Raw genomic sequence first — 24,851 nt, forward strand, 5'->3', positions numbered from 1 at the left:
GTATCCATTGTATGTTGCAAAGGTATTTGTCCCGTTATTTGAAATAGTAAATAGTGTCAGTGTTGTTTTTGTCAGTGCTTTGTTCATTGTTGTGTATTAGGGGTTTCTTCTCCAGGAGCCCCTTTTTTTATGAAAAATAAAATTCACTTATTTATTTTCCGCGGTAAAACACCATGCAGAATATCCGCTTCAATTTTCCCGCTCCCGACGTCGACCCCACCGTGGAAACCCTACGCCAGGACGTGCGCGCCTTTCTGAGGGGGGAGCGGCGTCAGGGTCATTTCCGGCCCGGCACCGATTGCTGGTGTGCCGGGATCGATCCCGACTTCAGCCGCAAGCTGGGTCAGCGTGGCTGGATCGGAGTGACCTGGCCCAAACGGTATGGCGGCCAGGAACTGTCGGCGTTACACCGCTACGTCATCACCGAGGAATTGCTGGTGGCCGGCGCGCCGGTCCATGCCCACTGGATCGCCGACCGCCAGAGCGGACCGTTGATCCTGAAATGCGGTACCGAATCGATGCGTCGGGACATTCTGCCTCGCATCGCCGCCGGCGAATGTTTCATCGCCCTGGGACTGAGCGAACCCGGCTCCGGCTCCGACCTGGCCTCGGTGAAAACCCGAGCCGAGAAGGCGGACGGTGGCTGGCGTATCACCGGCACCAAGTTGTGGTCGTCCGGCGCCCAGATCTGTCAGTACATGACGGTGCTGGCGCGCACCGCCAGCAGCGACGCCGGTGGCCGCCACGCCGGTTTGACCCAGTTCCTGGTGCCGCTGGACAGCGCGGGGGTGAGCATTCGCGGCATTCGCGATATGAGTGGCGTGGAGCATTTCAACGAAACCCACTTCGACGACGTGTGGGTGTCGGAGGACGCGGTGCTGGGCGCGGAGGGTGAAGGCTGGCAGCAGGTGACCGGTGAACTGGCGCTGGAGCGCTCCGGTCCGGAGCGCTTCCTGAGTACTTTCGTGGCCTTGGAACAGGCCTGTGGCGCCATTGCCGGAGAGGAGTTGACGGATCACCAGCTGGCGACCCTTGGCCGTCTGCTGGCTCGGATTCGCGCCCTGCGCAGTATGTCCCTGGGGGTGGCCTCGCTGCTGCAGCAAGGTCAGTCGCCGGACGTGGAGGCTGCCCTGGTCAAGGACCTGGGCACCCGTTTCGAGCAGGAGATCATCGAGCGGCTGCGTGAGTTCTGGCCCATTACCCAGGGGCCGGACAGTGATAACGAACTGCGGGCATTGCTGTCGGACAGTCTGTTGCGGCAACCCTCGTTCACCCTGCGTGGCGGTACCAACGAGGTGCTCAAGGGCATCATCGCCCGGGGCCTGGGCCTGCGTTAGGCCAGTACGCTGGTCTCGGCCAGCTCAACAACGGTTTGAGGTAACAAAAAGTGGAACAGGTGGATCAACTCATTCTAGACACGGCGGAACGGATACTCGCCGATCATGGCGGACCGGAGCGGGTGAACCAGGCCGAAGATGGGTGCTATCCGGTGGAATTGTGGCGGGCCATTGAAGAAGCAGGGCTGCCGCTGGCGTGGATTGGCGAAGACGCCGGCGGCGTCGGCGGGTCGCTGGAACTGGGCTTGGCGCTGATTCGGCAATCGGCGCGATTTGCCCTGCCGTTGCCGTTGGCGGAGGTGATGCTTGCCAACTGGCTGTGGGTCCGGGCCACCGGCCAGGCGCCAGAGACCCTCACCGGCTTTGCCCTGGTCTCGCCCGAGGCGGTACAGCTGAGGGCAGGCCGGCTTTATGGCACGCTGGCAGCGGTGGCGTTTGCCGACCGGTTACCGCAACTGGTGCTGCCGGTGGAGACGGATCATGGCTTGCAACTGGCGGTGGTGGCAACCGTTGACTGCAGCCTGGGCAACCAACGCAGCCTGGCCGGGGAAGCCCGCAATGAGGTCACTCTGAACGGTGTCGAGCCTGTTGCCCTAGCCGGCGCCAGCGAGCTTGAGCTCGATGACATTCAGGCGCTGACGGCGTTGGTGCGGGCGCACCAGATCGCCGGTGCACTGGAACGGATGGTGGCATTGACGGTGACTTACGTCCAGGAACGGCAGCAGTTCGGCCGGGCCTTGGCCAAATTTCAGGCCATCCAGCACATGGTGGCGGAGATGGCCGGCGAGAGCGCCCTGGCCAATGCGGCGGTGGAACAGGCGGCCCGGGTCATGGCGGATCCGAGCGCTGAGCCGTCGGCCCGTCTGGTGGCGGTCGCCACCGCCAAATCGGTGACCTCCGAGGCCGCCGGTAAGGTGACCCAGCTGGCTCATCAGGCCCATGGTGCCATGGGCTTCAGTCACGAATACCCGTTGCAGCAATACTCCCGTCGGGTGTGGTGCTGGCGGGACGAGTCCGGTTCGGAGTTTTACTGGAACTGCCGTTTGGGCCACCATGTGGTGACCCAGTTGCGGGATGCCAGTGACGGCGAACGGAGCGCCTGGAGTAGCATCGCGCAGGGCTTCTGATGGCGGCGACCTAAAACTAAAAGACCGAAAGACCGAAAGATCGAGAGGGGACAGAAGGGTGACTGATTACCAAGACATTGCCGTCGCGTGGCACGGTCACGTGGCCGAGGTGGAAATCCGGCGGCCACCGTACAACTTTTTCGACACCGTATTGATCGCCGAGCTGGCGGAATGCTTTGCCGCGCTGGAGCAGGACGACCGTTGCCGCGCCATCGTGCTGGCGGCCGAGGGCAAGGCGTTCTGCGCCGGCGCCGACTTTTCCGGCAACAACCGCCTGTTCGATGAAGGCGCCGACGACAACGCCATCGCCCTCTACCGCAACGCGGTGCGGCTGTTTCAATGTCGCAAACCGGTGGTCGGGGCCATCCAGGGTGCGGCCATCGGCGGCGGCCTGGGCCTGGCGCTGGTGCCGGATTTCCGGGTGGTGGCGCATGAGGCCCGGTTTGCCGCCAACTTTGTCCAGCTGGGCATCCATCCCGGCTTTGGCATCAGTCTGGTGCTGCCCCGGCTCATCGGCCAGCAGAAGGCCAACCTGATGCTGCTGACCGGCCGCCGCATCAACGGCCAGCAGGCCTATGACTGGGGCTTGGCGGACGTGCTCACCGACCTGGCGTCGGTGCGCCAGGAGGCTCTTGCGCTGGCCCAGGAGATTGCCCAGGGCGCGCCGCTGGCGGTGGAATCGACCCGCGCCACCTTGCGAGCGGGATGGGTAGAGGCCCTGCAGCGCCAGACCGAGCATGAGTTTCACGAACAGGCCTGGCTGGCCCGCACCGAGGACCATCAAGAGGGCACGCGCGCGGTCAGCGAACGGCGGCCGGGGCGGTTTGGCCGATCCTGACGGCGGCCCATTGCCGCCGCCATTCCTTCCATTTGCCCTTCGTGCCATCGGTCATCCCTTCCAGCCGTCATGACAATGACCCGGGCGTTACCGATGGTGCGCCCAACAGCCTCCGCCGATTGCTGACCTCACCCTCTGCCCCGATCGGATTGGCAAGCTCCTACATCGTCCGCAACCATAGTCCTGAACGATCGCTCTAAGCGATAGCCCTAAGCGATAGCCCTAAGCGATAGTCCTAAGCGATAGTCCTTAACGAACGCTCCAAACGATCGCCGTGAACCCTCTGCCCGCCAATCAGCCGCTTGCCGCATGGGCGCGGCGCTCTGATTTGAAGGGTGCCTCAAAGCAGGATGAACAGGCTGATGTGCAGCGCCAGCAACACCGTGCCATTGAACAGGCCGTTCCACACGATGCCGAAGGTCAGGGGTTTGACGGCGGCGAACCGGGAGATGAAGCGCAACGAGGCGGTAAACGGCGAGGCGCCGGCAAACGCCGCCCAGGTGATGGCAATCACCGAGGCTTGCACCACCGCGGATACCTGGACATGGGGCAGTTGCTGCAGCACCCCGAGCATCAGCGTCGCGGTGATGATGGCGTTGATGCCCATAAAGGAGCCCAGCAGCATGGTCAGGGAGACCAGGCTCATTAGAGCGGCATCACCGATACCGGCGGACTGCAGCCAGGCACTGGCCCAGTGGGGATCGATCAGCGGAATCAGGACCACGCCGATAAACCCGGACGAGGCAAACAGCACCACCTCGTTGCGCTGATCGGTGAAGGTGCGGGGAAACGAGCGCACGATGCGGCGCTGCACCAGGGCCGAGGTCCGGCGGGGTCCGGCCCGCCGATACTGGCAGGCAATCCAGCCCAGACCGATCACCGGCGCGCAGATCAACAGGGCGGGAAACAGATCCAGGCGGGTAACCGAGGCCAGCGCCAGCGCGATGGCGGGAATCAGGGCCACCAACAGCGCCAGCGGCAGCAGCGGAAACAGGTCGCCGCCATTGCCGGTGGCTGGTGTTTGGGGTGGCGGGTAGGACCAGCGGTCCAGCACCGCGCCCCAGAGGATGAACAGCGCGCACCACACCAAACCATAAGGCGCGTAGGCTTCCCAACTCAGCTCCGGAATGCCGGACAATACCAGCAGCATGGTGACCGACGTGGGGGACCACATCGGCAGGCCGGCAAAGCCGCGCAGAGTGGCGGTGAGCATACGCCGGCTACGAATGGCAGCGATGCGTCTGGACTCGGCATCCTGGCCGGGACGGATGGCCCGTTGCACCATGGTGCCGAGCACGTTGAGGGCGCCGACGTTGAGCATGATGCTGAACAGGTGGGCACCCAGGGTCATCAGCAGGTAACGCCGTCCCGGCGGCTGCTGCACCATGGCTGTGCCGCATTGGCGAACCAGCGGCGAGCTTTGGGCGGCTTCCTTGAGTACCGCCAACGCTGTCAGGAAGAAGGTGAAGAACGCCGCGCGATCCACCGCCGCCATCAGTTGTGCCGGGGTAATGGCGCCACTGGACCACAACACCGCGGCAAGCATCAGGGCCAGCAGGGCGAAGAACTGGTAGGTGCGGGCGATGGCCGACCACTGCAGCGCCACAAACGCCACCAGTGCGCTCCCGGATACCATGCTGAGCCAGTCGGCGGCACCGAACTGGCGGCCGATGGCGCAGGCACAGGCCAGCACCAGGCACAGGCTCGCCAGCCGCCGTGGCGAGAACGTACCCTGGGATTCGGCAAACGCCAGTGCCTGGCTGGTCACGCCGACAGGGTCCGCCTAACGGTCGCGAAAGACAACGGCGTCGCTCACGGATTCGCGGTCGGTACGGGTGCGGTTGGCGGCAACGCCGGGGTCCTCATAGCCAAAACAGAGGCCGAACAGCACACCCAGCCTGTCGTCCACGCCGAAGGCATCGCGCACCAGATCCGGGTAGGCCCGCAGGCTGCCCATGGCGCAGGAGCCGATGCCATTGGCCTGCATCGCCAGCATCAGGGTCTGAACGTAGATACCCACGTCCACGGCGATGGTGGCGCCGAAGCTGCGATCCATACACAGGAAGGCCACATGGGGGGCATCGAAAAACTCGAAATTGCGCCGCGCCGCCCGCAGGCGACCCTCCCGGTCTCCGCGCTCAATTCCCATCTCGCCATACAGGGCCACGGCGCAGGCCACCTGGCGGGTGCGGTAGTCGCCCTCGAAGGTGCCGACATAACTGAAGTCCGGCGTCTGCGGAAGGCCGGCGCGGGCCCTGTCCAGAAATCCCTGGCGCAGGGAATCCCGCAACGCGCCAGAGGCCACCAGCACTTTCCAGGGCTGGGTGTTGCAGTTCGAGGGCGCTTGTTGCGCCTGCTCGAACACCCGTTGCAGAGTGTCGGCCGGCACCGGATCGGGCCGAAAGCCGCGCACCGAGTGGCGCTGGTAGATGGCATCGATCACCGATACCCCAGGCTGGGTAATTGCGTTCATACAGAGGGCTCCTTAGCTTGCTACTGACTCTACCAACTCGCTCTCCGGCTGGGAAACGCAACATTTGTCTAGCGGCTATGCCGAGATTCTATGACGAGCGTCGGGCGAATTTAGCAGTGCGCTAAGTTAGACTGAAACACAGAAGTTAGACTGAAACACAGAAAGAAACGATTTCGACCCAGCCGGGGGGCAGAGGGGATTGACCAAGGACCCGGAGTTCGGGGCCAGGCACGGCCAGTGGTCGATGTCACGCTAATCCACGATGAAGCACAATTCGCAATGAAGCACAATTCGCGATGAAGCACAACTAAGGGTGTGGAACTGTTGAATACCAAACTGCGGCTAGAGCCAAACCGGCAGGTGGCGCAGCCGGCGTCGGGCTACCGCTGGCGGGGCATCGCCAGGCTTGCGCTGAAGCATCGGCCGCGTCTGGTCAGGGCCAACGTGCTGGCGGTGCTGGCGACGCTGGTGAGCGTACCGCTACCGTTGCTGTTGCCGGTGTTGGTGGATGAGGTGTTGCTGGGACAGGCCGGGCCGGTGCTGCCGGTGATGGACCGGCTGTTGCCCGCAAGCTGGCAGCAGCCGGTGCTCTACATCGGCGCCATGGTGGTGTTGGCGCTGCTGTTGAGGGTGCTGGCGCTGGGCTTCAATGTGCTGCAGTCGCGGGAATTCTCCAAGATTTCCAAGGACGTGGTGTTCCGTATCCGCTCCCGGTTGCTGGCCCGGATGCAGCGGGTGTCGATGGCGGAGTACGAGACCCTGGGTTCCGGTGCGGTGAGCAGCCATTTTGTCACCGATCTGGACGCCATCGACCAGTTTATTGGTACCACCATCAGCCGCTTCCTGGTGGCCAGCCTGACCGTGCTGGGCACGGCGCTGATTCTGCTGTGGGTGCATTGGCAGCTGGCGCTGCTGATTTTGCTGTTCAATCCGCTGGTGATTTTCAGCACCATGATCATCGGCAAGCGGGTGAAGGAGCTCAAGCGCAAGGAGAACGCCGCCTATGAGGAGTTCCAGGGTGATCTTACGGAAACCCTCGATGCCATCCATCAGCTTCGCGCCGCCAATCGGGAAGGCCACTACCTGCGCCAGCTGGTGGCGCGAGCCCGTCAGGTCCGCGATCACGCCGTTCAGTTCGAGTGGCGCAGCGACGCCGCCAGCCGCGCCAGCTTTGCCCTGTTCCAGTTCGGCGTCGATGTTTTCCGCGCCGCCGCCATGGTCACCGTGCTGCTCAGTGACCTGAGCATCGGCATGATGTTCGCCATCTTTGGCTACCTGTGGTTCATGCTTACCCCGGTGCAGGAAATCCTCAGCATGCAGTACGCTTACTACGCCGCCAACGCCGCGCTGTTCCGGGTCAACCGGTTGCTGGCGCTGGATGAGGAGCCCCGCTACCCGCCGCTGGACAACCCGTTCAAGGACCGCCACACCGTGAGCCTGACCCTGCGGGATATCCATTTCGGCTACGGCGAGGGCGAACAGGTGTTGCGGGGCATCAATTTGCATCTGGAACCGGGGGAGAAGGTGGCGGTGGTGGGCGCCAGCGGTGGCGGCAAGTCCACCCTGGTGCAGGTGTTGCTGGGTATGTACACCCCCCATCGCGGCCAGGTGTTGATTGGTGGAGTGCCGGTGCAGCGAATTGGCCTGCCCTGCCTGCGGGAGCATGTCGCCACCGTGTTGCAGCACCCGGCCCTGTTCAACGACACCATTCGCCAGAACCTGACCCTCGGCCGCCACAAGCCGGACACGGAATTGTGGCAGGCGCTCAAGGTGGCTCAACTGGACGCCACCGTGGCGGCCATGCCGGAGCAGCTGGAAACCCGGGTCGGGCGCCAGGGCGTGCGGCTGTCCGGCGGCCAGCGTCAGCGCCTGGCCATTGCCCGCATGGTGTTGTCCGACCCGTCCATCGTCATCCTCGATGAGGCCACCTCGGCGCTGGATGCGGAAACCGAATACCAGCTGCACCGGGAACTGCAGGACTTCCTGCGCCAGCGCACCACGCTGATCATTGCCCACCGGCTCAGTGCGGTCAAACAGGCAGACCGGGCCTACGTGTTCGAGGACGGTCGCATCATTGAGGAAGGCCGACACGACGAACTGATTGCCCGCCGGGGTCTCTACGCGCAGCTGTACGGTGACCGCCAACACTGAGGGCGCGGCGATTCCGTCAATCCCGAGCCGCCCTTGATAGAAGCATTTTCTTCGAGCCCATTCGGTGTAATAGTGGAGTATGCGATTGAATGACCGCCTCGGCGGTCAGGCACCCCTTAATCATCCAGTTGGACCAAAAGGACGTGCGTCATGGCAAACCATCGCTCTACATCGGCCCCAATCGATACTCTGGCCTTGCTTGATGTCCGTGGCCAGCGTTATCACTACTTCAGCCTGCCCAAGGCGGCGGAAACCCTCGGCCAGCTCGACAAGCTGCCGTTTTCCCTGAAAGTGCTGCTGGAAAACCTGCTGCGCCACCAGGATGGCGACAGTGTGGAGCGTCGCCATCTCGACGCCATGGCGCAGTGGCTGGAGCAGCGTCACTCCGATACCGAAATCCAGTACCGGCCAGCGCGGGTGCTGATGCAGGATTTCACCGGCGTGCCCGGCGTGGTGGATCTGGCGGCCATGCGTCAGGCGGTCGCGGCGGCGGGCAAGGACCCGGCGTTGATCAACCCGCTGTCGCCGGTGGATCTGGTGATCGACCATTCGGTGATGGTGGACAAGTTTGGCAACGCCAGCGCCTTCAGGGACAACGTCGCCATCGAGATGGAGCGCAATCGCGAGCGTTACGAGTTCCTGCGCTGGGGCCAGCAGGCTTTCGACAACTTCCGGGTGGTGCCACCGGGTACCGGCATTTGCCATCAAGTCAACCTGGAATACCTGGGCAAGACCGTGTGGACTCGGGAGCAGGACGGCAAAACCTTCGCCTTCCCCGACACCCTGGTGGGGACCGACTCCCACACCACCATGATCAATGGCCTCGGCATTCTCGGCTGGGGGGTGGGCGGCATCGAGGCGGAAGCCGCCATGCTGGGCCAGCCGGTGTCCATGCTGATCCCGGAAGTGGTGGGGTTCAAGATCACCGGCAAGCTGCGCGAAGGCATCACCGCCACCGATCTGGTACTGACCGTAACCGAGATGTTGCGCCAGCAGGGCGTGGTGGGCAAGTTTGTCGAGTTCTATGGCGATGGTCTCAAGGCCATGCCGGTGGCGGACCGTGCCACCATCGCCAACATGGCCCCGGAATATGGTGCCACCTGCGGCTTCTTCCCGGTGGACGACCAGACCCTGAGCTATCTGCGGCTGACTGGCCGCGACGAGCAGCAGGTGGCGTTGGTGGAAGCCTACGCCAAGGCCCAGGGGCTGTGGCGCGAGCCCGGACGCAACCCGCTCTATACCGCCACCCTGGAACTGGATATGGGCAACGTGGAGGCCAGCCTGGCCGGCCCCAAGCGGCCTCAGGACCGGGTTGCCCTGACCGCCATACGGTCGGCGTTTGAACTGGTGATGGCGACCGCGAATGGCGACCAGGCTGACGCCAACAACGTCAACCTGATGTCGGAAGGGGGCCAGACCGCGGTGGGGGTTGAGGACAGTTACTGGCACCATTCCAGTCAGGACATCAACCTGGACGGCGAAGTGTACCGACTCGATCCGGGCGCGGTGGTGATCGCCGCCATTACCTCCTGCACCAACACCTCCAACCCCAGCGTGATGATGGCCGCTGGGCTGCTGGCGGAGAAAGCGGTGCAACGGGGGCTGAACACCAAGCCCTGGGTCAAGACGTCGTTGGCGCCGGGGTCCAAGGTGGTGACCGATTACCTGAAGGTGAGCGGCTACCAACAGGCACTGGACCGGCTCGGCTTCAACCTGGTGGGGTACGGCTGCACCACCTGTATCGGTAACTCGGGGCCGTTGCTGGAGCCCATCGAGCAGGCCATTGAGCAGGGCGATCTGGCGGTGGCATCGGTGTTGTCCGGTAACCGCAACTTCGAGGGCCGGGTGCACCCGCTGGTGAAAACCAACTGGCTGGCGTCGCCGCCGCTGGTGGTGGCCTTTGCCCTGGCCGGCAATGTCCGGATCGACCTGACCCGGGAGCCGCTGGCCAGCGACAGCAATGGCCAGCCGGTGTACCTGAAGGACATCTGGCCCAGCCAGCAGGAAATCGCCGAGGCGGTGGCGAAGGTCAACAGCGAAATGTTCCACCGGGAGTACAGTGAGGTGTTTGCCGGTGACGCCACCTGGCAGTCGATCCAGGTGCCTGCCAGCAAGGTCTATCAGTGGTCGGAGGACTCCACCTACGTTCGGCACCCGCCGTTTTTTGACGGCATGGGTGCGGCGCCGGAAGCCATCGAGGATATCAAAGGTGCCCGCATTCTCGCCCTGTTGGGGGATTCAGTGACCACCGACCACATTTCTCCGGCGGGGTCGATCAGGGCGGACAGCCCGGCGGGGGAATACCTGCAACGGCAGGGTGTCGCGCCCAAGGATTTCAATTCCTATGGTTCCCGCCGCGGCAACCATGAGGTCATGATGCGGGGCACGTTCGCCAACGTTCGCATTCGCAACGAGATGCTGGACGATGTGGAAGGGGGTTACACCCGTCACCTGCCAAGCGGCAAGCAAATGGCGATCTACGATGCCGCCATGGCCTATGTCGCCGATAATACTCCACTGGTGGTGATCGCCGGCAAGGAGTACGGCACCGGCTCCAGCCGGGACTGGGCCGCCAAGGGCACCCGGTTGCTGGGCATTAAGGCCGTGGTGGCGGAGTCGTTCGAGCGCATCCACCGCTCCAACCTCATCGGCATGGGGGTGATGCCGTTGCAGTTCGCCGAGGGCAGCGGTCGTCAGAGCCTCACACTGAGCGGGGATGAAACCATCGACATCGCCGGACTGGCCGGCGACATCCGGCCTGGCGCCAGTGTGACCATGACCGTCCGTTACCCCGACGGCCACAGCGAAACCTGCGAGTTGCTGTCGCGCATAGACACCGCCAATGAGGCGACTTACTTCCGCCATGGCGGTATCCTCCACTACGTGGTGCGGGAGATGATTGCCGGGCATGGGGCCGCTGCCGAGTGAAGGCCGCTGGCGGCATCCGGGGGCAGATCCCATCGTCAGCGGCGATTTTGACGACTATAGTGTGATAATAACTGGCTGATCGCCCGGTCGTGGGGCGGGCCGAAGCGGACAGGGGAATTTGGATGGCAAAGGGCGGATACCAGGATGTGGTGCAAAAGCTTGAAGTGCTCAAGTCGAAGTTTGTCACCCGAGTCACCCTGGAGCTTGAGCAGTTTACCGGACAGTTTCGATCAAGCGCGGAGCGGACCGTGCGCGGGGAACTCGCACAGGAGGGTTACGAGTGGCTGCACCGTCTTGCCGGCTCGGCGGGTACCTTTGGGTTCCAGGCTCTGGGGCGTCAAGCCCGGGAGCTGGAACTTAAGCTCAAGTCGGTCTCGGAAGGGGGCGGGGCACTTCCTGCCGATGAGTTTCTGCGACAGCTCGAGGGCCTGAAAGAACTGCTCTCTGCCGATGCCGGGAGTAGTGCGATTCCGGTATTGGATAATCAGGTGGCGGACGCGTTGGAAATGACCCGGCAGGGAGTTGATCTGATTGAGCCCGACGATAGCATCGCTCGCGAGCTGGTGAGCGGACTTTCTCGCTATGGCTACGATGTGACCATCTACCCCAGTCCGGATGCCCACCAATCTGCGGGAGCCAGCAATCGGCTCGACACTGCCGCGGTGATCGTCAATGCCTGTTTCCTGGATCGGTTCGCGGCAGTGGAACCCGAGGATGAGCCCAATCCGGTCAGGCCATTGATTTATCTGTCCCGCAAAGCGTCGTTCGAGACCCGCTATCGCATCGCCGAGGCTGGCGCTGGCGGGTTATGTACCGTCCCGGTGGATGTGCCTGCGTTGGCGGACCGGATCGAGCAACTCAACCAGGAGCGGGACGACAGTGCCGGGGGCAGGGTTGTGATAGTTGACGACGACGAGCAATTGGCAGAGCACTATCGTTTGGTGCTGTCCGCAGCCGGCATGGAGGTGGTGGTGGTTACGCAGCCGGCGGAAGTGGTCTCCCAATTGGCCGAATTTCGACCGGATCTGCTCCTGATGGACATCCACATGGGGCGTTATTCCGGTGTCAGCCTGGCGCGGTTGATCCGTTTTCAGCCGGAATGGTTGGGATTGCCCATCGTTTATCTGTCCTCGGAACAGGACCGGGACGAGCAGATCGCCGCCCTGGCCCAAGGGGCAGACGATTTCATTGAGAAACCGATTTCTGACCAGCGATTGGCGAATGTGGTGCGAGCCCGCTGTAACCGCGCCCGCCAGCTTGCCCGGCTGGCGACCCGGGACGGCCTCACTGGGCTGCTGAAACACCCCACCATCAAGCAGGAACTGCAGAAGGAGTTCGCCCGCTGCCTACGCCATGGGACGGATGCCAGCGTGGCTATGTTGGATCTGGATCACTTCAAATCGGTAAATGACACTTTCGGCCATGCCACCGGCGATACCGTGATTCGAGCGTTGGCGAACCTGCTGAGGCACCGATTGCGTAAAACCGATGCCATTGGCCGTTACGGTGGTGAAGAGTTCGTGGTGATCCTGCCGGATTGTCCGCTGAACAAGGCCCAGACCATCATGCAAGATGTGTGTGACCAGTTCGCCGGTCTGATGTTCAGTCACCAGGCCGTCGATTTTCGCGTCACCCTGAGCGTTGGAGTTTCCTTGCTGCAGGATTTCAACAGTGCCGAGGCCGCCCTGGACGCTGCCGATCAGGCGTTGTACCAGCGCAAGGCTCAGGGCCGTAACGGGGTCACCCTGTATCAAAAGCCCCATCCCGAACCCCGTCGGGAGACCGCGCCGTCATGAAGGCGCTGATTCTGGAGGACGATCTGCTGATGGCGGAACTGCTGGAGACCATCCTTGCCGGCCTCTACGCCCGTTTTGACGCCTGCATCGTCAGCTCGGTGACGGAAGCCAAGCAGGCCTGGGAACCGGATCGCTTCCAGTTGGTTATTTGCGATTGGAACTTGCCCGACGGTTCGGGGCTGGACGTGGTGCGTTACATCCGCCAGCAGGACCACGAGGTGCCGGTGCTGATGATTTCCGGACGGTCCGACCGGGAATCGGTGCTGGCGGCCGCCCACCACCGCATCAGCGGCTTCATCGGTAAACCGTTCAAGGTGGAAATGGTGCGTGATCGGCTCAAGTCCATCTTTCCGCCGGAGGCAGAGCCGGATGAGCCGTGCGAAGATCTGGAGCAGATGCTGACGGCGGTCTGTAACGGTCATTTTCAGTTGCCCACCACCCTGGAGCCCAGCGAAATCCTGACCTTGATGGAGCGCCCGGAAACGCTGGATGCCACCCAGTTGGCGGAACGCTGGCGGGATGAAACCGGGCTCACCACCCGGTTGCTGGATGTGGCCAACGCCAGTTCCTACCGTGCCACCGGTGAGCCGGTGGGTACACTGGCGGAGGCGATCCGGCTGATTGGCACCAAAATGTCGCTGAACCTGGCCCTGGGCCTGGCCATGGATGCCACCCATACCCTCAGTGACCCGCGCTTGCGGGAACGGGCGGAAGCCTACCAGCGGCAATGCGAGGAGGTTGGTCGTCACGCCCAGCAAATGTTTCGCAAGCTCGCGGTATCGGAGCCCAAGGCGTTCACCGCCGGACTGCTGAGCCGGGCCGGAGAGTTAGTGGTGTTAAGCGTCTTGCAGCAATATTTGAACAACGGTGGCAGCCTGAGCGACGAGCGTATTGAGCAGGCTCTGGGTGACTGGGCTCAGCCCTGCGGCAACCGGCTCAAGGTGGTGTGGCGATTGCCGCTGGACCTGCGTGAGCTGATTGGCGCCATCCATTTTCTGCCGCGGGGCAACGCCCGCCAGGACCGCATCGTCATGCGTGCCGCCTCGATGATCGGCCAGGGCCAGGGCGAGAGCGCCGAGTGTCAGCGGTTGTTACGCTTTGCCGGCCTGGACCCGGAAGACTATGCCAACGCCAAGGACGCCAGCGAGTAGGGGGCTGACTCCGCAGTGAACCCGTTTGATGGAACCCCACAATGAGCGCGCCAGGAGGGCAGTAGTGAGAGCACCGGCGATACCCGACAATGAAGTTGAACGGATGCGGTCGCTATACGCCACCGGGTTATTGGATACGGGGCCAGATGAGCGCTTTGACCGTCTGACCCGGGTCGCACGCAGTGGTTTTGGCGTTGAAATTGCCCTGGTGTCTCTGGTGGACCGTAACCGGCAGTGGTTCAAGTCCCGTCAGGGCCTGGACGCGAGCGAAACGCCCCGGGATATCTCCTTCTGTGGTCATGCCATTCTCCAGCCGGACGTGTTTGTGGTGGAGGACACGCTCAGCGATCCCCGTTTCGCCGACAACCCGCTGGTGACCGACCAGCCGGAGATCCGTTTCTACGCCGGCGCCCCCCTGCGTTCCCCGGACGGCTTTCGCCTCGGCACCCTGTGTGTGATCGATAGTCAGCCGCGGGTTTTTCCCGACGATGACCGCCAGGCCCTGCGAGATCTGGCGGACTGTGTCGAGGAGGAAATCGGCAAGAACCTGCGGCAGCGTTACTACCGCACCCTGGAAGCGTTGGCGGCGATTCGGACCGACTCTCGCAGCGATCTGCAGTCCTGCCTGCGGGAAGGGCTGACTCTGGGCTGCGAGTATCTGCGGTTGCCGTTCGGTATCATCAGTGCCATTGACGACGACACTTACACCGTGCAAGTCCAGGTGTCGCCTGAGGGCACCCTGCAGGACGGCCAGACCTTCAGCCTGGCCAGTACCTATTGCAGTCTGACACTGAAGGCCACCCGCATCCTGGCCATCGACTGCATGGGGCAGTCGGAATACGCCGAGCACCCCTGTTATCGGGCGTTCGGCCTGGAGAGCTACATCGGCATACCGCTCAAGGTGGGGGGGCAGCTCTACGGCACACTGAACTTCTCGTCACCGGATTCGCGTATCCCCTCCGGCTTCATCGACTTCGACTATCAGTTCGTCCGCCTGCTGGCCGGTTGGGTCGGCGCGCTGCTGGACCGCTGGGAGGTGGATAACGCACTGGCCCGGTTGCGAGCGGTGGAAATGGCGGTCAGCCGGGCTCAGGAAACCTTCATCAATCGGCCGGATCATCGCCAGGCCTTTGCCGAATTGTTGGACGAGATCCTGCAGTTCACCCAAAGCGAGTATGGTTTTATCGGGGAAATCCTCAAGGACCCTGAGGGCCAGCCGTACCTCAAGACCAACACCATCACCAACCTGGCCTGGGACGATGCCTCCAGGGCGTTCTACGAGGACAACATCGCCGAGGGGTTGGAGTTCCGCAATCTGGACAATCTGTTTGGTCACGTCATTACCACCGGGCAGTCGGTGCTTTCCAACGACCTTGTTCAGGACCCCCGCAGCTCCGGGGTGCCGCAGGGCCATCCCACCATTCATTGTTTCCTGGGCTTGCCAATCCATCATGGTAATCGCCTGGTGGGCATGATCGGCTTGGCCAATCGTCCTGACGGTTACCTGGAATCCCTGGCCCGGGAACTGCGTCCCATGCTCCGTACCGTGGGCCAACTGATGGAGGCGTCACGGCTCCAACGCCAACAACGGGAGAGCGAACGGCGGCTGGAGTCGGTGATCGAAGCCACCGACATCGGAACCTGGGAGTGGAACGTGCAAACCGGTGAGCTCATACTGAACGAGCGCTGGGCGGACATCGTCGGTTATCGCCTGGCCGAGCTGGAACCGCTCTCCATCGAGACCTGGCGCCGGCTGGTCCACCCTGACGACCGCCCCGGGGTCGAGGAGATGCAACGGCTGCACTTCTCCGGTGAACTGCCCTATTACGACGTTACCTTCCGCATGAGTCACAAGCACGGTGACTGGGTCTGGATTCAGGCCCGGGGGCGGGTCATGGGCTGGACCGGCGATGGCCAGCCGTTGCTGATGACCGGTACCCACAGCGACATCAGCCAGCAAAAGGCGGCGGAACTCAAGCTCACCGAGCGTGAGGCGCGACTGCGGGGCCTGTTCGAGTTGTCGCCGGTAGGCATCGCGCTGATTGAATTCGATACCGGGCGCTTTGTCGAGGTCAACGACGCCCTGCTGGAGTCGACCGGTTATGCCCGCGACGAACTGCTGGGGCTCAGTTACTGGGAGATCACTCCACCGGGCTATGAGGCGGAAGAAGTCCAGCAGCGGGACACCTTGCTGAGCCAGGGCAACTACGGCCCCTTCGAGAAAGAGTACGTCCGTAGTGACGGCTCCCGTTTTCCGGTGATCCTGCACGGTATGCTGATTGAGGAACATTCCGGTCGCCGGCTGATCTGGTCGATTATTGAGGACATCACCGAACGCAAGCGCCTGGCGACCATGCAGCGGCAGTTCGTTTCCACCGTCAGCCATGAGCTGCGGACACCGTTGACCGCCATCTCGGCGGCGCTGGCAATGGTCAGCAAGGGCGTGGGCGGGGTCTTGCCGGACAAGGCCGGCGACATGGTCGATCTGGCGCTGCGCAACAGCGAGCGGCTTACCGAACTGATCAACGACATTCTCGACATGGAGAAGTTGGTTGCCGGCATGATGCCGCTCACCCTGGAGCGCCAGGCGCTGGGGCCTCTGCTGGCCCAGATCCTGGCCGACAATCGCACCTACGCCGAGCGCTTCGGGGTGCAGTGTGTACTGGAGCCTGCTGGCTCTGAGACGGAGGTGTCGGTGGATCCGAAGCGGTTTACCCAGGTCATAACCAACCTGCTGTCCAACGCCATCAAGTTCTCGCCTGCCGATGGCATTGTGCAGGTGAGGGTCAACCAGCACGACGATCAGGTGCGGGTGAGCGTGGTGGATCAGGGCGAGGGGGTGCCGGAGCATTTTCATGATCGGCTGTTCAGTGCCTTTGCCCAGGCCGACGGCTCGGATTCCCGCCAGGTGGGTGGTACCGGGCTGGGCCTGGCCATCAGTAAGCAACTCATGGAGCGAATGGGCGGCGCGATTGGCTATTGCAACACCCCCGGGGGCGGGGCCACCTTCTACGTGGATCTGCCGCGACAAATCATCAAACATGCCAGTGGAGAGTAAGCGTAGCTATGACGGAACTGAAGCGAATCATGTACGTTGAGGACGAACCGGATATCCGGGCGGTGGCGGAACTGGCGCTATCGGCGGTGGGAGGGTTCGAGGTGCAGTTGTGCGAGTCGGGCGAGCAGGCGCTGGATTCGGCAGAGGCATTCCAGCCCGACCTGATCCTGCTGGATGTCATGATGCCCCGGCTCGATGGCCCGGAAACCCTGCAGGCGCTACGGCAAAACCCGCTATTGGCCGGCATTCCGGTGGCGTTCATGACCGCCAAGGTGCAGCCCTCGGAGGTGGAGGCCTACAAGGCGCTGGGCGCCATCGATGTCATTGCCAAGCCGTTCGATCCGATGACCCTGTCCGACACGGTCCGGGCGATCTGGCAACGACACAGGGGTGAATAACGTAGGCCAAATGGAGATAATGGTCGTTGTGGGGGCTCCGCCGACAGGTGCGGGCCGTCATCGATTACCGGTTTCCTGAGCCGACCGATACCTGAACCGACTGATACCTGAACCAACTGATTGTAGAGGCACGCCATGTCACCCCATCTTTCCCGGGATGAGCTGAAGGACAAACTGAATCTTGAGACCTCCCGGATAGGCTGGCACGACCTGCAGACCTACTACGCCCGTGGCCACGTGGTGCGGGTGGCGGCTGAGCTGGACCTGCTGGATGTGGCCGCAGAGCTGGTGGCGGACAACAAGCAACAGTTTGAGGCCTGGCTGCAGGCGGGCACGGTGGGTGATGTGCCGACGGACCTGGCCCAGTCCTGGTATGACTGCAATGCCGAGCTTTGGGCGGTGGTTATCGCGCCCTGGGTGCTGGTGCAGGACCGCGACAGCCAGGAGCTGCACTGACTCCAGTCCCGGTCAGCCCAGGCCCGGTCACCCCAGGTCCTGCCACCCCAGGTCCTGCCACCCCAGGTTCTTTCCCTCTGCGTTGGACGATTCATGTTTACAGACGCGCTGCTGATACTGGCGCCGCTGTTCCTCGGGTTCGCCCTGAAACTGCAGCAGCGCACCCTGATGACGGTCATTCACCTGACCGTGGAAGCACTGGTGTACTTCATCCTGGCGCTGCTCGGTCTGGGCCTGGGTCAACTGGATGGGCTCTGGGCCCAGCTTGGTCGGATGGCCTGGCAAGTGGCGCTGCTGGTGTTGGCACTGTTGCTCTGCAACCTGCTGGCACTCAGGGCCTGGCATTACTGGCAGCCCATGACGCTGGTTGACGACAACGGTCGGGGCGTTACCCATTATCGTCGCCTGTTCCTGGCGGCACTGAAGCCCCTGGCGGCGGTGATGGCCGGCGTTCTGGCGGGGCAGTGGCTGTTGCCGGCGGTGTCCTGGGTGGATTCGGTGGCAACCTGGGCGCTGATGCTGCTGTTGTTCCTGATCGGCCTGCAGCTGCGCAATGCCGGGCTGTCGTTGCGGCGATTACTGATGAACCGGCAGGGGCTGGGGATCGCGCTGGCGCTGGCGGCCAGTTCCCTGGTGGCGGGCGCGGTCGTGGCACCGTGGCTGGCGCTGCCCTGGCACGACGCCCTGGCGTTGGCTTCCGGCTTTGGCTGGTATTCATTGTCGGGCATCGTGATCGGGGACGCCCTGGGGCCGGCCTGGGGTGGCGTGGCGTTTCTCAACGACGTGCTGCGGGAGATCATCGCGCTGGCGCTGATTCCCCTGCTCATTACCCGGCGACCGGCGCTGGCCATCGGCTACGGCGGTGCCACCGCCATGGACTTTACCCTGCCCATCATCCGCAGCAGCGGCGGGCTGGCCTGTGTGCCGGTGGCCATTGCTTCCGGCTTTTTGCTGTCGTTTGTGTCGCCGATCCTGATGGGGCTGTTCCTGTCGATGGATTAACCCACCCGGGCCTGCCGATTAAATCATCAGCTTCCTGGTGTCGATGCCGTAGTCGGCCGGATCCACCGCCCGTTCAATGCGGTCCTGGTTGCTGGCCCGGGCCAGATCCAGCACCTCCATGGCTATCGGCAAATGGAACTTGGTGTGGTACACCAGCCGCACCGTCGGCAGTCGCTGGTCGTCGTCGTTGGTTTCAATGACCACGCCCAGGCGGCCGCTCTCCAGCAACACCAGCGACCCCACCGGGTAAATGCCGATGCACCGAATAAACTGGCGGACCAGGTCCGGGTCCAGGTGGGTGCCACTCCACTCCAGCAACTTCTTCAGGCCCTGGGTGGGCGTCAGCCCTTTGTGGTAAACCCGGTCCGCGGTCAAGGCGTCGTAAACGTCGGCGATGGCCACCATGCGGCCATAGATGGAAATCTCATCCCCCGTCAGCCCTTCCGGATAACCGCTGCCATCCATCCGTTCATGGTGCTGGGCGGCGGTCAGCACGGTCAACTCACCAATGCCCTGGGTCGTCAGCAGGATGTCCCGGGAATCCCTGGCGTGCTTTTTCATGATTTCCAGCTCGTCCAGGGTCAGGCGTCCGGGCTTGTGGAGAATCTGTTCCGGGGTCAGAATCTTGCCGATATCGTGCAGCAGGGCACCGACGATGGTCTGTTTCAGCACGTCGGCGGAGTGCCCCATGCCCCTGCCGTAGAGCGACATCAGCACGCTCAGGTTGACCGAGTGCTCCATCAGGTAGCGATCCTTTTCACGGATCCGGCCCAGGCAGCACAGGGCGTTGGGGTTGCGCAGCACCGACGCCTGCAGCTCCTCGGCCAGTTCGTTAAACGGCGCTATATCAATGGCGCGACCCAGCTTGACGTCCTGCATGACGTTGTTGACCAGCGACTGCGCCTCGCCATGAATCTGCGCGGCGACTTGCAGTTCGTCCGCCAACGGCCGCTGCCGCGGCTGGCTGGGCGTCAGTTCGCCCGCGGCCTCCAGCAGGGCTTCGTTGCGCCGATTCACCTCCCATACAGACTCGCCTTCGGGGCAGTCCAGACCCCGGTTGGCGTCGATGTAGACGTATTGCACCCCCATCTGGCGAATCTTGTCGATGGTAACGTCGTCACGTAGGAACCCCCGCCGATTGCGGGTGTTGTGTGGGATCCAGTCGTTGTTCATGTCCGTGATATACATACCAACCCGCAGGTTGGTGACTGGCACGCGTTTTATCATCGGTCCGTCTCGCGCTCCATCGATGGGAAAGAGGAGCCACGGCCGGCCAACTGGGACGGCGTTGGGCAGGGGGCTCTCTACCACACTATAAGTCCCCGTCCGCGTCTAGCAAGTTAGCCGACATTATTTCAGGCGATGAAAGGTCCGCAGGCTGTTCTGGTAGGTAGTGGTCAGCACCTGCTCGATGGCCAGCTCCTTGACCTCCGCCACCTTCTCGGCGACAAACGGGATGTAGCACGGTGCGTTCTCACGGCCCCGGTACGGCACCGGTGTCAGGAAGGGGGCATCGGTCTCCAGCAGGATCTGCTCGAGCGGGCTCATCCGGATGATGTCCCGTACATTCTCGGCCTTGTTGAAGGTGGCGATGCCATTGAATCCCAGGCACCAGCCCTGGTCGAGGGCATAGCGCGCCAGGCCCGGGCCCGAGGTAAAGCTGTGGATGACCCCGCGGCGGCTCAAGGCGCGCTCGAACTCCTGCAGGATGGCGATGGTGTCGTCGTCCGCCTCACGGCTGTGAATCACGACCGGTTGGTCGGTGTCGCAGGCAATCTGTAACTGGCGCCGAAACACGTCGCGCTGAACGGCACGGTCGGCGTTGTCATAGAAGTAGTCGAGACCAATCTCGCCAATGGCGACAATTTTGTCATCACCGGCATGGGCGCGGATGTCCGCCTCCACGGCGTTGCTGTATTGTTCGGCATCGTGTGGGTGGATACCCTGGGTGCCGTAGACCCAGGGCGCCAGCCTGCTCAGCTCCCGAACCCGGGCCAGGTTGTCCGGCGACACCGCGATGGTGATCAGCTTCTCCACATTGACTTGCCGGGCCTGGGCCAGGGTGTCTTCCAGCGGCCGGTCTTTCAGGTAATCGAGATGGCAATGGGTCTCAATCAGCGGATGGTTGAAAACGGGGATTTGGCGTTTGTTGCGACTCATGGATGGCCTGTGCCTGCTAATCTGTGGGCGGTAAACCGAGATAGTTTACCACTGCACCCTGGGCGATCCCCAAACCACCCGGTAATCCGTCCGGATCGCCAGGGCAGGGAGATGGCGCGGGTGCGTACAACTACCTAGTCCGGATGCTGGCTGGCTCCGGTTAGGCTGGACGGCTCGCCGGTGAGGCAAGGTTGGTTGGCAAGGGAGCAAGACAGCATGCACATAGCGGTCATTGGCGCCGGGGTGGTGGGCGTCACCACGGCTTACGCGCTGCGCAAGCGCGGCCACGACGTCACGGTGATCGAACGTCACGCCAACGCCGGTCTGGAAACCAGTTTCGGCAATGCCGGCCAGCGCTCCTACGGCGTGGTCTATCCCTGGGCCTCGGCGGCGATGGTACGCCAGGCTTTGCCCTGGTTGCTGAAGACCGACGGCCCGCTGAAGCTGTCGCTGCCGCCGTCGTTGGAAAGCTGGCGTTTCCTGCTGGCCAGTCTGCGCTTCGCCTATGCCCCCGGCGTTTATGGTGGCAACAAGCGGGCCATGCTGCGGATGGGTCTATTCAGCCGGCGCTGTTTCGAGACGCTGGAGCAGGAACTGTCGCTGACCTTCGATGGCGGTCATCGCGGCCTGCTGCAATTGGCGAGCTCGCCGGCGATGATGGCGGAGTACCGCGCCACCGCGACGGTGCTGGACGAGCTGGCCATTCCCTATCGTCTGCTCGGCCCCCGTGAGGTTCGCGCGCTGGAGCCGGGGATGGTCGGCGATGGGCCACTACACGGTGCCATTCGCTACGAAACGGACGGCACCGGCGACTGCCACCTGTTTTCCCAGGCCCTGGCCCAGATTTGTCTGGATCGTGGCGTACGCTTCCTGTATCAGCATCAGGTGGAGCGACTGCTGGCGGACCGCCAGCGCTTGCACGGCCTGATGCTGAGGCCGGCGGAGGGTCGCAACGTCACCCTGGATATCGACGCCGCGGTGGTCTGCGCCGGGTGCTGGTCGCCGGGGCTGCTGGCAGAGCTGGGGCTGCGCCTGCCGATCTACCCGGTCAAGGGCTATTCGCTCACCGCGCCGATCACCGACGCGCAGCGGGCGCCGGTCTCTACCGTCCACGACGACAATTACAAGGTGGTGTCGACCCGCCTGGGCGACCGCTTGCGGGCAACCGGCTTTGTCGAACTGGCGGATTATCGCCGCTCCATTCCTGCCGCCAGACTGGCCACCATTCGCAAGTCCGTGGCCGCTCGCTTCCCCGGCTGCGCCGATCTCGATCACGCCGACGCCTGGACCGGTTTCCGTCCGATGACACCGGATGGGCCAGCCATACTCGGACGGGGGCCGAGGGACAACCTCTATCTCAACACCGGTCACGGCACCTTTGGCTGGACCCTGTCCGCCGGCAGCGCCGAACTGCTGGCGCAGCTGGTGGATGGCGAACCCACCGCGATGGCGCTGGACGCCTTCCGGCCGGACCGGTTTCAGGCGGGACACTAGATGCTTGATGGCACCGAGTTTGATGTTGATGCCCGCTGGCAGGCGCTGGATCGATGGCTGGTGGCACTGCAGCCGTTGTGGCGACCGGTGCCATTCACCACGCCGACGCCGCCGTGGGCTGGCCAATGGCCGGAGTTCGAGCGCTGGCTGGATGCGCTCGACGACGGCGAAGTCGCGCATTACGAGCACGACCCCGATCGATTTGCCCAGCAGGCGGCGGCTTGGTTGCCGCAGCTGGGGCGGCGACGGGGGCTGATCGCAGTGCCGGCGCTGTCTGGGCCCGACAGCACGCTTGCCGAGGCTCTGGCCCGCGACATGCCTGGCCGCAAACGGCTTCAGGCCGGCGCCATGGCGGCGGCGTTGCGGCCATTCAGCCCAGCGGTGGTGGACTGGTGTTGCGGCAAGGGCCATCTGGCGCGGACCCTGGCCGCCGCAGGCGCCGGTTCGGTGTACGGCCTGGAGTGGGACGCAGCCCTGGTGAACGAAGGCAACCGGCTGGCCCGTGACAGCGGCGCGGCGGTGACCTTGCGCCGGCAGGACGTGCTCGCCCCGGCGTTGGTCTGGCCGGGGGCGGATCAAGGTGTGGCGTTGCATGCCTGTGGCGACCTGCATCGACAACTGCTGACCACCGGTGTGGGTTGCGGGGTGAGCCGGCTCAGTGTCGTCCCCTGTTGCTATCACCGCACCGCGGCGGCTGAGCACATGCCGATGTCACGGCGGGTGAACGCTGCACACGGCCGATGCCGGCTGAGTCGCGATGACCTGCGGCTGGTGGTGCAGGAAACGGTCACCGCGCCGGGGCGGGAGCGCCGTCAGCGTCACCGGCTGAGCGCCTGGCGCCTGGGGTTCGATGGTTTGCAGCGAACGCTTCGCGGGCGCGATGAGTACCTGCCGATACCGTCTCATCCAACCCGGCTCAACCAGGGCGATTTTGCCGGGTTCTGCCGCTGGGCGGCGCAGTGCAAGGGCCTCGAATTACCGCCGCAGCCGGACTTTGCGTACTGGGAACAACACGGCCGCAGCCGCCACGCCCGGGTGCGCCGGCTGGAGTTGGTCCGTCACCTGTTTCGTCGGCCGCTGGAGCTCTGGTTGGTGCTGGACTACGCCCTGTACCTGCAGGAGCAGGGTTTTGCGGTGCGATTGGGTACCTTCTGTGAGCGCGCCCTGACCCCTCGCAACCTGCTGCTGGACGCCCATCGTCAGGGCTTGCGGTAGTGCCCCCGATCGGCTACGCGAACATCACCAGCAGCTGGAACACCCCGACCGCCAGCCCGAGAGCGGCTCCCACCGTGATCAGAATCCACTCATCCTGCTCGAAGGCGGGGCGCAGCATGGCTTCAAATTCGTCCGGCTTGAGTGACTGCAAGCGGGTGGAAAGGGTGTTCTCCAAGTCCAGGGCTTCGTCGGCGTAGGCCTCAATATGTTTCAGTGTCGTCGGTAACTTGGCGATCACCCGTTGCACCGCACTGGCCTTCATGTCGCGGTAGGTCTGGGTGCCCACGGCAAAGGTGACCAGTGGCTTGGCGATGGTGGTCTGCTCGTCCACCGCCCGTTGTACGTGGCGACCAATCATGTCGAAGACTTTGTCCGAGTAGGGGCCCTTGAGAATGCCTTCGACGATGTTGGCCGGGGTCAGCACGTAGGACGACACCAGGCGGCCATAATCCCGGGCGACTTCCTGCTGGCGCTTCATAAACAGGCCCTGGAAGGCAATGGGGCCAATCCGCACCGGCTCCTTGGGGCTGAAGATCATCTTCAGGGCGATGGCGTTGGTGGCATAACCCACCAGCAGCCCGAACGCCGGTAGCAACCAGCCCTGCTGGAAGCAGAGCCAGACCAGCATTTGTACCAGCCCGAACATCAGCCCGAAGTAAAACCCGGAACGGCCGATGAAGCGGAACTCCGCCGCGCCGACTTCCAGAAAGATCTTGTTGAGCAGGCCCTTGTCCTGGCAGAGCTTGGTGACCACCATGTCTTCCAGATCGTACATCTGGGAGATATTAAGCTTGAGCTGGCCCATGATGTCGTTGATCAGTCTGGGCGCATCCCGCTTCACCCGTTGGTAGATCTTGCGTTTCACCATCTGCGGCATGGCTTCCCAGAACCCTGGTTCATACTCCAGCATCACCTGGTCGACGATGTCGTCGACGATGTCGTTGAGCGCGGGTTCGAGCACGTCGGCCACCTTGTCGGCGTCGAGGCGGGCGAAAATCTCCTCCTGGGTAATCAGGTGCGAGGTGATGGTCTCCACCGAAATCGCCGCCATCTTCGCCGCCCGGCGCGGGATGATGCCCTGCCAGCCCAGCAGTGGGGGCTTACCGACGAACTCCAGCGGCTGGAACATCATCTTGATGGCAATCACGTTGGTCACGTAGCCCACCATGCCACTGATCATCGGCATCGACAGGTACAGCCAGAGATTATCCAGAAACTCCTTGAGAACAGCTTCCATCATTGCTTGGGGGTCCAACTACACGGTTAA

The 24,851-nt window shown here is 63.3% G+C and carries 18 protein-coding genes; 13 read left to right on the top strand and 5 right to left on the bottom strand.

Going from position 1 to position 24,851, the window contains the following annotated elements; all coding sequences use genetic code 11:
* Positions 1–173: 173 nt before the first annotated feature.
* The 3 genes from N6L25_RS10405 to N6L25_RS10415 are packed head-to-tail and all read left to right on the top strand — an operon-like array spanning position 174 to position 3,302.
* A complete protein-coding gene (locus tag N6L25_RS10405) occupies positions 174–1,337 on the top strand; it encodes an acyl-CoA dehydrogenase family protein (protein ID WP_271979932.1) in 1,164 nt (387 codons plus the stop codon).
* Between the two features lie 59 nt (positions 1,338–1,396).
* Positions 1,397–2,464: an acyl-CoA dehydrogenase gene (locus N6L25_RS10410; protein ID WP_271979934.1), complete on the top strand. Its 1,068-nt coding sequence runs from the start codon at positions 1,397–1,399 to the stop codon at positions 2,462–2,464.
* Positions 2,465–2,522: 58 nt separating this feature from the next.
* The gene (locus N6L25_RS10415) at positions 2,523–3,302 is read left to right on the top strand and encodes an enoyl-CoA hydratase/isomerase family protein (RefSeq protein WP_271979936.1); all 780 of its coding nucleotides are present in this window, start codon (positions 2,523–2,525) and stop codon (positions 3,300–3,302) included.
* A gap of 340 nt (positions 3,303–3,642) precedes the next feature.
* Here the strand turns inward: N6L25_RS10415 and N6L25_RS10420 are convergent, their stop codons facing one another.
* Together N6L25_RS10420 and N6L25_RS10425 are read right to left on the bottom strand one after the other, a co-directional pair.
* On the bottom strand, positions 3,643–5,070 hold the full coding sequence (locus tag N6L25_RS10420; protein ID WP_271979938.1) for a hypothetical protein: 1,428 nt from the start codon (positions 5,068–5,070) through the stop codon (positions 3,643–3,645).
* 15 nt (positions 5,071–5,085) lie between these two features.
* Entirely contained in the window at positions 5,086–5,775 is a 690-nt protein-coding gene (locus tag N6L25_RS10425) for a nitroreductase (protein WP_271979939.1), read from the bottom strand.
* Between the two features lie 360 nt (positions 5,776–6,135).
* On the opposite strand from N6L25_RS10425, the gene N6L25_RS10430 reads away from it, so the two are divergent.
* The 8 genes from N6L25_RS10430 (at position 6,136) to N6L25_RS10465 (ending at position 18,715) form a co-directional block, all read left to right on the top strand.
* Entirely contained in the window at positions 6,136–7,926 is a 1,791-nt protein-coding gene (locus N6L25_RS10430; RefSeq protein WP_271980009.1) for an ABC transporter ATP-binding protein, read from the top strand.
* Between the two features lie 150 nt (positions 7,927–8,076).
* Entirely contained in the window at positions 8,077–10,854 is a 2,778-nt protein-coding gene (gene acnA / locus N6L25_RS10435; protein ID WP_271979941.1) for an aconitate hydratase AcnA, read from the top strand.
* Positions 10,855–10,976: 122 nt separating this feature from the next.
* Positions 10,977–12,650 carry a diguanylate cyclase gene (locus N6L25_RS10440; protein WP_271979943.1) on the top strand — a complete coding sequence of 558 codons (1,674 nt, stop codon included), beginning with the start codon at positions 10,977–10,979 and terminating at the stop codon, positions 12,648–12,650.
* On the top strand, positions 12,647–13,801 hold the full coding sequence (locus N6L25_RS10445; protein ID WP_271979945.1) for an HDOD domain-containing protein: 1,155 nt from the start codon (positions 12,647–12,649) through the stop codon (positions 13,799–13,801). The genes N6L25_RS10440 and N6L25_RS10445 overlap by 4 nt, the downstream gene beginning before the upstream one ends.
* 64 nt (positions 13,802–13,865) lie before the next feature.
* Complete coding sequence (locus N6L25_RS10450) at positions 13,866–16,859, top strand: GAF domain-containing protein (RefSeq protein WP_271979947.1); 2,994 nt, start codon at positions 13,866–13,868, stop codon at positions 16,857–16,859.
* Positions 16,860–16,867: 8 nt separating this feature from the next.
* Positions 16,868–17,257, top strand: coding sequence for a response regulator (locus N6L25_RS10455; RefSeq protein ID WP_271979949.1), 390 nt, complete (start codon positions 16,868–16,870; stop codon positions 17,255–17,257).
* Between the two features lie 135 nt (positions 17,258–17,392).
* On the top strand, positions 17,393–17,713 hold the full coding sequence (locus N6L25_RS10460; protein ID WP_271979951.1) for a DUF2288 domain-containing protein: 321 nt from the start codon (positions 17,393–17,395) through the stop codon (positions 17,711–17,713).
* A gap of 93 nt (positions 17,714–17,806) precedes the next feature.
* Positions 17,807–18,715, top strand: coding sequence for a lysine exporter LysO family protein (locus N6L25_RS10465; RefSeq protein ID WP_271979953.1), 909 nt, complete (start codon positions 17,807–17,809; stop codon positions 18,713–18,715).
* An 18-nt stretch (positions 18,716–18,733) separates the two neighbouring features.
* On the opposite strand, the gene N6L25_RS10470 is transcribed toward N6L25_RS10465, so the two are convergent.
* Positions 18,734–19,942, bottom strand: a complete 1,209-nt coding sequence (locus N6L25_RS10470; protein ID WP_271979955.1) for an HD-GYP domain-containing protein — start codon at positions 19,940–19,942, stop codon at positions 18,734–18,736.
* A gap of 123 nt (positions 19,943–20,065) precedes the next feature.
* Entirely contained in the window at positions 20,066–20,875 is an 810-nt protein-coding gene (locus N6L25_RS10475) for a TatD family hydrolase (RefSeq protein ID WP_271979957.1), read from the bottom strand.
* Positions 20,876–21,070: 195 nt separating this feature from the next.
* Between N6L25_RS10475 and N6L25_RS10480 the strand changes: the two genes are divergently transcribed.
* Positions 21,071–22,369, top strand: a complete 1,299-nt coding sequence (locus tag N6L25_RS10480; protein WP_334312395.1) for a D-amino acid dehydrogenase — start codon at positions 21,071–21,073, stop codon at positions 22,367–22,369.
* Positions 22,370–23,584: a methyltransferase gene (locus N6L25_RS10485; protein ID WP_271979962.1), complete on the top strand. Its 1,215-nt coding sequence runs from the start codon at positions 22,370–22,372 to the stop codon at positions 23,582–23,584.
* A gap of 13 nt (positions 23,585–23,597) precedes the next feature.
* On the opposite strand, the gene N6L25_RS10490 is transcribed toward N6L25_RS10485, so the two are convergent.
* Entirely contained in the window at positions 23,598–24,824 is a 1,227-nt protein-coding gene (locus tag N6L25_RS10490; RefSeq protein WP_271979964.1) for a DUF445 family protein, read from the bottom strand.
* Positions 24,825–24,851 lie beyond the last annotated feature (27 nt).

This window comes from Marinobacter sp. SS21, assembly GCF_028369065.1.
In the GTDB taxonomy this organism is placed as follows: Bacteria; Pseudomonadota; Gammaproteobacteria; order Pseudomonadales; family Oleiphilaceae; genus Marinobacter.

Excerpts from the sequence above, each read along its gene's own strand:
- N6L25_RS10425 (WP_271979939.1), bottom strand. The coding sequence starts at position 5,775 with ATGAACGCAATTACCCAGCCTGGGGTATCGGTGATCGATGCCATCTAC.
- N6L25_RS10455 (WP_271979949.1), top strand. The coding sequence starts at position 16,868 with ATGACGGAACTGAAGCGAATCATGTACGTTGAGGACGAACCGGATATC.
- N6L25_RS10465 (WP_271979953.1), top strand. The coding sequence starts at position 17,807 with ATGTTTACAGACGCGCTGCTGATACTGGCGCCGCTGTTCCTCGGGTTC.
- N6L25_RS10460 (WP_271979951.1), top strand. The coding sequence starts at position 17,393 with ATGTCACCCCATCTTTCCCGGGATGAGCTGAAGGACAAACTGAATCTT.
- N6L25_RS10405 (WP_271979932.1), top strand. The coding sequence starts at position 174 with ATGCAGAATATCCGCTTCAATTTTCCCGCTCCCGACGTCGACCCCACC.
- acnA (WP_271979941.1), top strand. The coding sequence starts at position 8,077 with ATGGCAAACCATCGCTCTACATCGGCCCCAATCGATACTCTGGCCTTG.
- N6L25_RS10470 (WP_271979955.1), bottom strand. The coding sequence starts at position 19,942 with ATGATAAAACGCGTGCCAGTCACCAACCTGCGGGTTGGTATGTATATC.
- N6L25_RS10490 (WP_271979964.1), bottom strand. The coding sequence starts at position 24,824 with ATGATGGAAGCTGTTCTCAAGGAGTTTCTGGATAATCTCTGGCTGTAC.
- N6L25_RS10485 (WP_271979962.1), top strand. The coding sequence starts at position 22,370 with ATGCTTGATGGCACCGAGTTTGATGTTGATGCCCGCTGGCAGGCGCTG.
- N6L25_RS10475 (WP_271979957.1), bottom strand. The coding sequence starts at position 20,875 with ATGAGTCGCAACAAACGCCAAATCCCCGTTTTCAACCATCCGCTGATT.
- N6L25_RS10440 (WP_271979943.1), top strand. The coding sequence starts at position 10,977 with ATGGCAAAGGGCGGATACCAGGATGTGGTGCAAAAGCTTGAAGTGCTC.
- N6L25_RS10445 (WP_271979945.1), top strand. The coding sequence starts at position 12,647 with ATGAAGGCGCTGATTCTGGAGGACGATCTGCTGATGGCGGAACTGCTG.